This is a genomic window from Pullulanibacillus pueri, assembly GCF_014639255.1.
GTDB lineage: Bacteria > Bacillota > Bacilli > Bacillales > Sporolactobacillaceae > Pullulanibacillus > Pullulanibacillus pueri.
In genome coordinates, this window is the sequence record NZ_BMFV01000043.1 from 20567 (window position 1) to 29857 (window position 9291).

Below are 9291 nucleotides of genomic sequence, written 5' to 3' on the forward strand. Positions count from 1 at the left end.
TCTGCGCGTGCCTAGCGATCTTTTGTTAATTTTTAATAAACAAATGATAAGCGGTTGGTTTATTGTTATGCACCAAACTAGCGGAGGAAATCCACGGAGACTCCTGCGGGAGCAAAGGCAGCGGTGAGACCCCGGAGCACGGAGCGTGAGGAGGCTCACCAGCCGCCCGCGGAAAGCGTAGTGAATTTCCGTAGCGGCAGCTACGTCGCCATCTATATCAATAGCAACAAACACTCTGAATTGAACCTATTAAAAGGCGAGGTGGTTGAATGAACCCCATTGTTTTAAAAAGAATTTATGAACCTTACGATGAGTCAGATGGCTATCGAATCTTAATTGACCGACTTTGGCCTCGGGGCCATTCAAAGACAGATGCACGATTAAGCGCTTGGCTAAAAGAGATCGCTCCTAGCCCCGAGTTGAGAAAATGGTTTAACCATCAACCTGAACGATTTGAAGTCTTCCGTGAACGTTACCTCCATGAGCTCCGAACCCATGACGCACAGCTTCAAGCCATCGATAAAATCATTGACTGGGTGGAGAAGGGACCGGTGACACTCTTATATGGAGCAAAAGATCCTACCTTTAACCATGCAAATGTCCTTATGGAAGAAATAAAATTACGCTTAAACCACTCAGACTGTACACATTAAGAAGGACAAGAGCTCTAGGAAGAGAGACATTTCCTCATCAGGTGGGCTCAACCAGCTTCAGACTCTCATGCACTCCTCCCACTTCCTTCTTTCAAAACTTGCTTCGTTTCCGCTCTGATACCACATGCCCTCTCACCTTTGACTTTCCAATGTCTTTGAAAATTTACATTCGTGTCATTTCAGTCATAAAAGTATTGAAACAGGAAAAGGCTAAAGGTATCTGACCCACGGGAGGTGTCGTGATGGAACTTCAATGGATATGGAAGGCAGTGCTTATTATTTTAGTAGGGACGCTCCTATTACGCATTGGGGGCAGGAGATCCATATCACAAATGACGATTTCTACAACCGTTATCATGATCTCAATCGGAACCTTATTGATCCAACCTATTAGTGGAAAAAACATTTGGATGACGTTTGCCCTTGCCGGTTTGATCATCTTAACCTTAATTGCATTAGAGTATCTTCAATTTAAGTCTGACAAAATAGAAACATTATTAACTGGAAAATCCGTTTTAGTTATAGAAAACGGGACAGTCAATGAACGAAACCTCAAAAAACTTCGCCTTACCATTGACAAGCTTGAGATGCGATTAAGACAAGCAAGCATCGAGAAAATAAGTGATGTAAAATGGGCCACAATTGAGCCAAGTGGAAAGTTAGGCTACCTTTTAAGTGACCAAAAACAATTTGCTACTAAGCAAGATATCAATCAACTAAAAGCCATGATTCAAAGCCTTGCGGTTCATCCTAATGTTGCTCCAATCATTCAACAAGACCAACCTTCTCTATCCACTATTTTTACAGAAGTAAAAGATAAGGAGCATCAAGCCCCACCACCTGATCACTTAAATTGAAGAGACTATATAGAGTGTACGTTTCTCGACCGTGAGAATCAGCTTTTACTCAGGTATTAGCAGTCAAACTTATAACAAAAGGTTTCCGGTCTTGCTTCCTCTTCATCCGCTGCAAGGACCATCACCCTATAAAAGAGAAAGCAGGTGCCTATTGATAAAAATCATAAGGAACCTGCTATCACTCTACGTCTACTTTTTTGATATCCAGTTATTGAGCAGTATAGCCTCCATCAAGGATCACCGCTTGCCCTGTTACGCCTTTGCCTTTATCACTGGCCAAAAAAGCAGCGTAGTCCGCTATCTCGGATACTTCCAAAAGCCTTTTTTGCGGAACAAGCGGGAAGAGCACTTCCTCAACGACTTTCTCTAAGCTTACATTTCTTGTTTTTGCTAAATCTTTGAGCTGATTTTGTACAAGCGGGGTATTCACGTAGCCTGGGCATAAGGCATTGACGGTAATGCCACTGGTAGCCCCTTCCAAAGCCGCTACCTTTGTTAGGCCAATAACACCGTGCTTAGCACTATTATAAGCGGCCTTTCCCGCAAATCCGATAACACCGTTGATCGAAGCCATATTAATGATTCTGCCAAACCCTTGTTGTTTCATGATCGGAAAGACATGTTTTGTGCCAATAAACGGAGCGACTAACATAATCCGAATTAATTGCTCAAACTTTTCAGTCGGAAAGGCCTCAATTGGAGAAACATATTGTAATCCTGCATTATTGACAAGAATATCAAGACTCCCAAAGGTTTCCTTTGCCTCTTTAATACCGCTTTTAAAAGCCTCTTCATCCGTAACATCAAAGGGTATAGAGAGGGCTTTCACCCCTTCTGCCTTTAAATCTTCTGCAACTTGATTGCTTTTTTCTTTATTTACATCAGAGATAACCACACTTGCCCCTTCTGCTGCGAATGTTTTAGCTATTTCCAAACCAATGCCACTTGCAGAGCCTGTTATAAATGCTGTTTTTCCTTCTAAAATGTTCATAACCATGCCTCCCCAAAATCATGTGTCTCAATTTGAAAGTTGATCCACGCTATCTTTATATCAAGGGATATCGAAAATCCCTTCTATATAATCGCTTACCCTTTCCATTGTTTACAGTTGCACTTGTTCTATCCCCCTCTCCTAACTTTTTCCGCGATCACTTGCATGCTATTATGTTAACAAAAATTTCGTCATGAAACAGAATAAGTGATCTGAACCTCTTAGGGAGGATAATCTTTAGTCTATATCGAAAGTCTATTTCAAGCTATAAACGGTGCCCCATAACTCATACTGTCCGAAGTGAGCACAACATGACAGGATTTACAGCCTCCCAGCAATTAGTATATGACCTAAGGAGTGAACGATATGGCATGGATTGAATCCCTGCAGAAGGCGATTGATTACATGGAAGAACACTTAATCGATGATTTATCTATAGAAAACATTGCCAAACAAGCGAACGTTTCCGCCTTCCACTTTCAACGTACCTTTACAATCTTAACCGACATAACGGTTGGAGAATATATAAGACGACGACGTTTAACATTGGCGGCCCAAGAGTTATCCAGTAAAAATGAAAAAATTATTAACCTCGCCTTCAAATATGGTTATGACACTCCCGAAGCTTTCACCAAAGCCTTTCGAAGGCAACATGGCGTATCCCCTAGTCATGTCCGAAAAGGTTTGGGCGAGCTAAAGTCTTACAATCGTATGATTATTCAGGTTAATCTGAAAGGAGTAGATCCTATGAACTATCGAGTGGTAGAAAAAAAAGCTTTTAAAGTGGTTGGTGTGAAGAGAGCCTACTCATTTGAAAACGGTGAAAACCTCACGGGCATCCCCAAGTTCTGGGATGACGTTAACACCGATGGGACGTGTGATCAGTTATTTGAATTGAACACAGGGCAAATTAAGGGCGTTCTTGGTGTCTGCGTCGATCAAAGTGCATTGAAGCCAAAGACTATGGATTATTGGGTAGCAACAGAAGTGGACGGAAAAGAGGAAACGCCCTTTGATAGCCTTGACATCCCAGCTGCTAAATGGGCCGTATTTGAGGTTCACGGTCCCATGCCTGGGGCCATTCAAAAGGTATGGCAACAAGTCTTTTCAGAGTGGTTTCCTTCAAGTGGCTATGAACACGCTGAGGGACCCGAATTAGAAGTTTATTCCCCGGGCAATCCTTCCGATGCCAACTACTACTCTGAAGTATGGATTCCCGTGAAGTAGAAGAAAATTGAGGCGGAGAAATATCTCTGACAGCCGTGTAATGATTTTATATTTAAAATTATAAATATTTTAACAATAATAAAACAAGTATTCTAATAAAGGAATAGAGAAACTCGCGTGACTTTTAAGCTCACGCGGGTTTTCTTACATTACCATTCTCTACTTTGCAAAGGCTGCTGTATAAAGGCGCTTTGTTTCTGAAAACCGTGTTGTGCTTGAGGTTGCCCCCATGACGACAGAAATCAGTCGAACATCGTTTCTTTTTACTGTCCCGACAAAACAGTAACCTGCCTCATCGGTAAAGCCTGTCTTTAATCCATCAACACCATCAAAAGCAAGATTCGCTTGATGCCTAGCCGGCAGCATCAAATTAGTATTCATAAAACTTTGTTGTTCAAACTGTAGTTTTGGCTGATCCGTAATGTTAAGAATTTCAGGATAATGGACTATCAATTGCCTTGCCAGTTGCGCGAGATCCTTCGCCGACATTCTGTTCGTATCGCTAAGAGTCCCTGTTGAAAAGAATTTTCCAAGATCTCGATTGTCTAAACCTGTGCTATCCACAAAATGTGTCTCCTTAAGCCCGAATGCTTCCGCCTTTTTATTCATCTTAACGACAAAGGCTTTTTCACTTCCGGCAACGGCCTCTGCTAGCGCAATGGCTGCCCCATTCGCGGAATGAATAGCAGTAGCTTCAAAAAGTTCTCGGATGGTGTAAGGACGTCCTTTCTGTAAATGAACAGAAGCAAATCCTGGATGGTTAGAAATTGTGTCTACATAATCGCTTATTTTCACAGTCTGATTCCATGTTAATTGTTGATTATGAATAGCTTCCAAGACCAAAAACTCGGTCATCATTTTAGACATGCTGGCAGTGGGTAACGCTTGATCACTGTTTTTCTCGTATAAAACCTCCCCACTCTTAGCATCGATTAAAATTACGGACTTCGCTTGAAGACCTAAATTAGCTATTGTCTTCAAAGCGGGTTTTTCTGGCTGTTTGTACTTCGTAGTTCCTAAATCCTTCGCCATTGCTGATAATTTTTCAATGGGCTTTTGAGTGTCTGAGTGATTAAAAAACGGCATATAAGACACGCCACTTACAACAATGACAAATAATATAATGACGAGTGTTCCCCATTTTATAAATTTCATATTAGCCTCCAAAAATTGTTCTCTAAGAAGATAACGAATCCTCTCTAATAAAGGTTTTCCTCTCTGAAGGTTTTGGGAGATTTGAGAACACCATTATCATAACTTTTAGAAAAACATTAAGCAAAAAAAGAGGATATCCTTTAAAGCCATGCTTTAAAGAATACCCTCTTGTTGTCATTTGTGATTTATTCAGGAATATAAGGAAGGTCCCCATTTTTAGGAACATTAATAACATGTGTATCAGTATAAGTGAGGAGGCCCTCTGCACCGTATTCACGCCCGACACCTGATTGTTTCACCCCACCGAATGGGAATTGGACGTCAAGACCTTGAACGGCTGCGGTATTAATCATCGTTGTCCCCGCTTGAATCCGGTTTGCGACTTTGATGGCATGATCTTCCACACCCCAAACAGAGCTTGTCAAACCGTATATGCTATCGTTCGCCAGTTCAATCGCGTGCTCATCATTATCGAAAGGTAAAATTGGCACAGTTGGTCCAAATTGCTCTTCAACAACAATTCGATCTTTGTAATCAGCGCCAAGGACAACCGTAGGCTGCAAGAAATATCCTTTTTCAAAAACATCAGGATCAAGAATTCGTCCTAATTTAATGACTTCCGCACCTTTTCCTTTAGCGTCATCAACAAGACTTTGGACAAAGGCCACTTGCCGTTGATTATTCACTGGACCTACAGTGACCTCAGGATTGAAAGGATCTCCCACGCGAATCCATTTATTTGCAGCTTCAATATATTTTTGAACAAACTGATCATAAATTGACTTATCGACATAGATCCGCTTGGCAATCATGCAAATCTGACCTGCTGTCAGGAAGTTAGAAATCACAAGACGACGCATCGCACGTTCATCATTGAGATCAAAGTCAGAAAGAACAATAGCTGCATCATTTCCACCTAATTCAAGGGTCATATGTTTAATGGTATCTGCAGCAGCCTTCATAATATGCTTAGCGGTGTTTGTTCCCCCTGTAAAAGCAATCTTTGCCACTTTAGGGTTGGAGGTCAATTCTTCACCGACACCGGCTTCACCATGTACCAAATTTAGTACCCCTGGAGGAAATTCAGAAGCGATAATATCAATCACTTTGCTCACAGCAAGTGGTGCAAAGGGACTTGGTTTAACGACCATTGTATTCCCAGCAATCAGCGCAGGAGCTATTTTAATGGTTGAAAGAGAGATAGGATAATTCCAAGGCGTAATCGCAGAGACAACACCAATGGGTTCATGGCGAATGTAGGTTTTACCTGCTTCATGCTCTTTGACTTCTTCCTTCAAGACATCTTTCGCTTTCTGACAAGCAAATTCCATCCAAGAGAGGGATACCCACATTTCTCCGTTGGCATCATAGAGAGGTTTACCATGCTCCCGAGACAATAATTCAGTAATTTCATCATTAGCCTCACGAAGTTTTGCAATCGCACGTTCCATACGATTGATCCGTTCTTCAAGTGGTGTATTAGACCATGTTTTAAAAGCTTGATCAGCAGCATCAATAGCTTTTATCGTATCTTCTCTAGTATTAAGTGGCGCATAGCCAACAATTTCATCTGGATGCGTTGGATTTTCCCGAGGGGACATGTTCTCTGTTTTAATCCGATCACCGTTAATGAGTGCATAGACGTTAATTGGTTCTGTTTTAGCTACCATGAAAAGGCCCTCTTTCACATAAATTGTTTTCTTATATTTAAATTATAAAACCTGCGATTTATCTTTTCACGAAAGACGTCTTAAAATACACATACCCTTTTGAGTACGATAGCATACGAAAAAAGTATGGAATTTATATCTCCTCATTCCTATTGCCTTGAATAATGTCTGAGGCTTTCAAAGAATTATTAAAATAATTTGACCTATTTGCCACAAACCTATAAAATCATTGACATATTGTCTTTAAGAATGGGTGTTAAGTTTGAAAAGTGTCTTATTTAGAAAAAAACCAATTGAACATTTACTCAATGACCATACTGAAACACAGTTTAAAAAAACATTAGGTGCCTTTGATCTCGTCCTGCTTGGTGTCGGGGCTATTGTCGGCACAGGAATATTTATTCTTCCAGGCACTGTCGCAGCGAATCATTCAGGCCCTGCCATTATTTTCTCCTTCATTATCGCCGCTATTGTTTGTTCTTTAGCAGGGATGTGTTTTTCAGAATTTTCTTCCTCCGTCCCTGTGACCGGAAGTGCCTATACGTATGGATACATTGTCTTTGGAGAGTTAATCGCTTGGTTCGTCGGGTGGGCTTTACTATTAGAATATGGGTTAGCTGTTGCTTCCGTCGCTACAGGTTGGTCTTCCTATTTAAATTCTTTATTAGCCGGATTCCATATGGCTATTCCTGAGGCGATTTCTGGCCCGTTTAATCCAGCAGCGGGGACCTATATAAACCTTCCTGCTATGGTGATTATCTTTATCCTTGCTTTCTTATTAACCCTTGGGATAAGAGAGTCTACAAATTTTAATACCTTGATGGTCTTCATCAAAATCGGGGTCATCCTTTTATTTATTGGCGTTGGCATTTTTTATGTTAAACCTGAGCATTGGCATCCTTTCATGCCTTTCGGTATTGATGGTGTGATGAATGGGGCAGCCCTTGTATTCTTTGCTTATCTTGGGTTTGATGCCGTATCATCGGCGGCCGAGGAGGTTAAAAATCCCCAACGCAACATGCCCATCGGCATTATTGGTTCCTTACTGATTTGTACGCTCCTGTATGTCGTTGTCTCTCTTGTTCTAACGGGGATTGCTCCTTATACGGGGCTTAATGTTGATAATCCTGTGACTGTGGCAATGCAGATGGTTCACCAAGATTGGATCGCCGGAGTAATTTCACTTGGGGCAATTATTGGCATGATCACGGTGATCCTTGTAATGCTCTACGGGGGGACGCGGCTGCTTTATGCTATTGGACGTGACGGCTTGTTACCAAAAAGTATGAGTGAGCTGAGTAAAAAGCACCAAACCCCTGTTAAGAATACTTGGGTATTTGCCTCAGCAGCCGCTCTTTGTGCTGGTGTTGTTCCCTTATCTAAGTTAGCAGAACTCGTAAACATGGGGACGTTATTAGCCTTTACCATTGTCTCTGTTGGTACGATTTACTTAAGAAAAAATAAAAACATACCTGCCGGGGGCTTTAAAGTGCCATTTTTCCCTATTTTACCGATTTGTTCATTTTTATTATGTCTCTTTTTAATCACACAGCTTTCTGTACAAACATGGATTGCTTGTGGTATTTGGTTTATCTTCGGCTTGATTATTTATTTTATTTATGGAAGAAAGCACAGCTTAATGAATAAAATATAATAAAACTCGACTCATATTCATTCTAAAAGAAGCTTACATTGTTTGAAGGCAATGTAAGCTTCTTTTCTATTATTCATTGGCCTTTTTCCGAGTGAGTAAATAGGCGACAATCAAAATAAGAAACCAAATCGGAGTAACAAATAGCGCCATTCTCGTATCCGCTGAAAAGGCCAACACAACAAGGACGAAGACAAAGAAGGCCAATACTAGCCAATTCATAATCGGTGAGAGCGGCATTTTAAATCGATTTTCACTCGCCTCTTTAGGTTTCATCTTACGAAACCTCAGATGAGAAATTAAAATCATGGCCCACACCCAAATAAAACAAATGGTTGAAATACTTGTGACTAAAGTGAAAACTTGATCAGGTAAAAGATAATTTAACACCACTCCGACCAATAGCACGAGCGTTGAAAAGATCAGTGCCGGAGCCGGGACATTTCTTTTATTTAATGTTTTCATCTGCCGCGGAGCCCTGCCATGCTCGGCTAATGTATAGGTCATTCGACTCGTACTAAAGATACCACTGTTACAAGAGGAGGCTGCTGATGTGATCACCACAAAATTTATGACACCTGCCGCCACCGGAATCCCAATGAGTGAAAAGACTCTGACGAACGGACTTTGGCTAGGATCCAAGCCACTCCAAGGGTAAATAGACATAATAACAAGCAGCGCCCCAATATAAAAGATCAAGATACGGATCGGTATGTTATTAATGGCCTTTGGAATGGTTTTCTCTGGATTGACGGTCTCCCCTGCAGTCACACCCACTAATTCAATGCCGACAAAAGAAAACACGACCATTTGAAAGGACAGAACAAAGCCTGTCATGCCGTTGGGAAAAAAACCGCCGTCACGCCAAAGATTCGAAAAGGAGGCTTCAGCACCGTTTCCCGTGAAGCCTATACACACTAGAATAATGCCAATGATAATTAATGCGACTATTGTAATGATCTTAATTAAAGCAAACCAAAATTCAATTTCGCCAAAGGCTTTTACTGTTGCCATATTAATAACTCAAACTTCGCAGAGTGAAATCGACAAATAAGCCTTGATATAATTGGGAAGGCCAGCGATCCAT

7 protein-coding genes and 1 pseudogene are annotated in these 9291 nt (G+C 41.2%); 4 read left to right on the forward strand and 4 right to left on the reverse strand.

Going from position 1 to position 9291, the window contains the following annotated elements; translation table 11 throughout:
- Positions 1-269 precede the first annotated feature (269 nt).
- A complete protein-coding gene (locus tag IEV91_RS19155) occupies positions 270-653 on the forward strand; it encodes a DUF488 domain-containing protein (RefSeq protein ID WP_188499037.1) in 384 nt (127 codons plus the stop codon).
- A 242-nt stretch (positions 654-895) separates the two neighbouring features.
- Positions 896-1510: a DUF421 domain-containing protein gene (locus IEV91_RS19160; RefSeq protein ID WP_188499038.1), complete on the forward strand. Its 615-nt coding sequence runs from the start codon at positions 896-898 to the stop codon at positions 1508-1510.
- A 208-nt stretch (positions 1511-1718) separates the two neighbouring features.
- Here IEV91_RS19160 and IEV91_RS19165 read toward each other — a convergent pair whose 3' ends face one another.
- Positions 1719-2501, reverse strand: a complete 783-nt coding sequence (locus tag IEV91_RS19165) for a 3-hydroxybutyrate dehydrogenase (protein ID WP_188499039.1) — start codon at positions 2499-2501, stop codon at positions 1719-1721.
- A gap of 366 nt (positions 2502-2867) precedes the next feature.
- Here IEV91_RS19165 and IEV91_RS19170 point away from each other — a divergent pair, with 366 nt between their 5' ends.
- Positions 2868-3728: an AraC family transcriptional regulator gene (locus IEV91_RS19170; RefSeq protein WP_188499040.1), complete on the forward strand. Its 861-nt coding sequence runs from the start codon at positions 2868-2870 to the stop codon at positions 3726-3728.
- A gap of 159 nt (positions 3729-3887) precedes the next feature.
- Here the strand turns inward: IEV91_RS19170 and IEV91_RS19175 are convergent, their stop codons facing one another.
- Both IEV91_RS19175 and IEV91_RS19180 read right to left on the reverse strand, forming a co-directional pair.
- Entirely contained in the window at positions 3888-4883 is a 996-nt protein-coding gene (locus IEV91_RS19175) for a D-alanyl-D-alanine carboxypeptidase family protein (RefSeq protein WP_188499041.1), read from the reverse strand.
- A 185-nt stretch (positions 4884-5068) separates the two neighbouring features.
- Positions 5069-6553: an aldehyde dehydrogenase family protein gene (locus tag IEV91_RS19180; RefSeq protein ID WP_188499042.1), complete on the reverse strand. Its 1485-nt coding sequence runs from the start codon at positions 6551-6553 to the stop codon at positions 5069-5071.
- Between the two features lie 262 nt (positions 6554-6815).
- Between IEV91_RS19180 and bcaP the strand changes: the two genes are divergently transcribed.
- Positions 6816-8207 (forward strand): branched-chain amino acid transporter BcaP, encoded by a 1392-nt coding sequence (gene bcaP, locus IEV91_RS19185; RefSeq protein ID WP_188499043.1) that lies wholly within the window; start codon positions 6816-6818, stop codon positions 8205-8207.
- A gap of 69 nt (positions 8208-8276) precedes the next feature.
- Here the strand turns inward: bcaP and IEV91_RS19190 are convergent.
- A pseudogene (locus IEV91_RS19190) lies at positions 8277-9227 on the reverse strand (amino acid permease); the annotation flags it as partial.
- Positions 9228-9291: the final 64 nt, after the last annotated feature.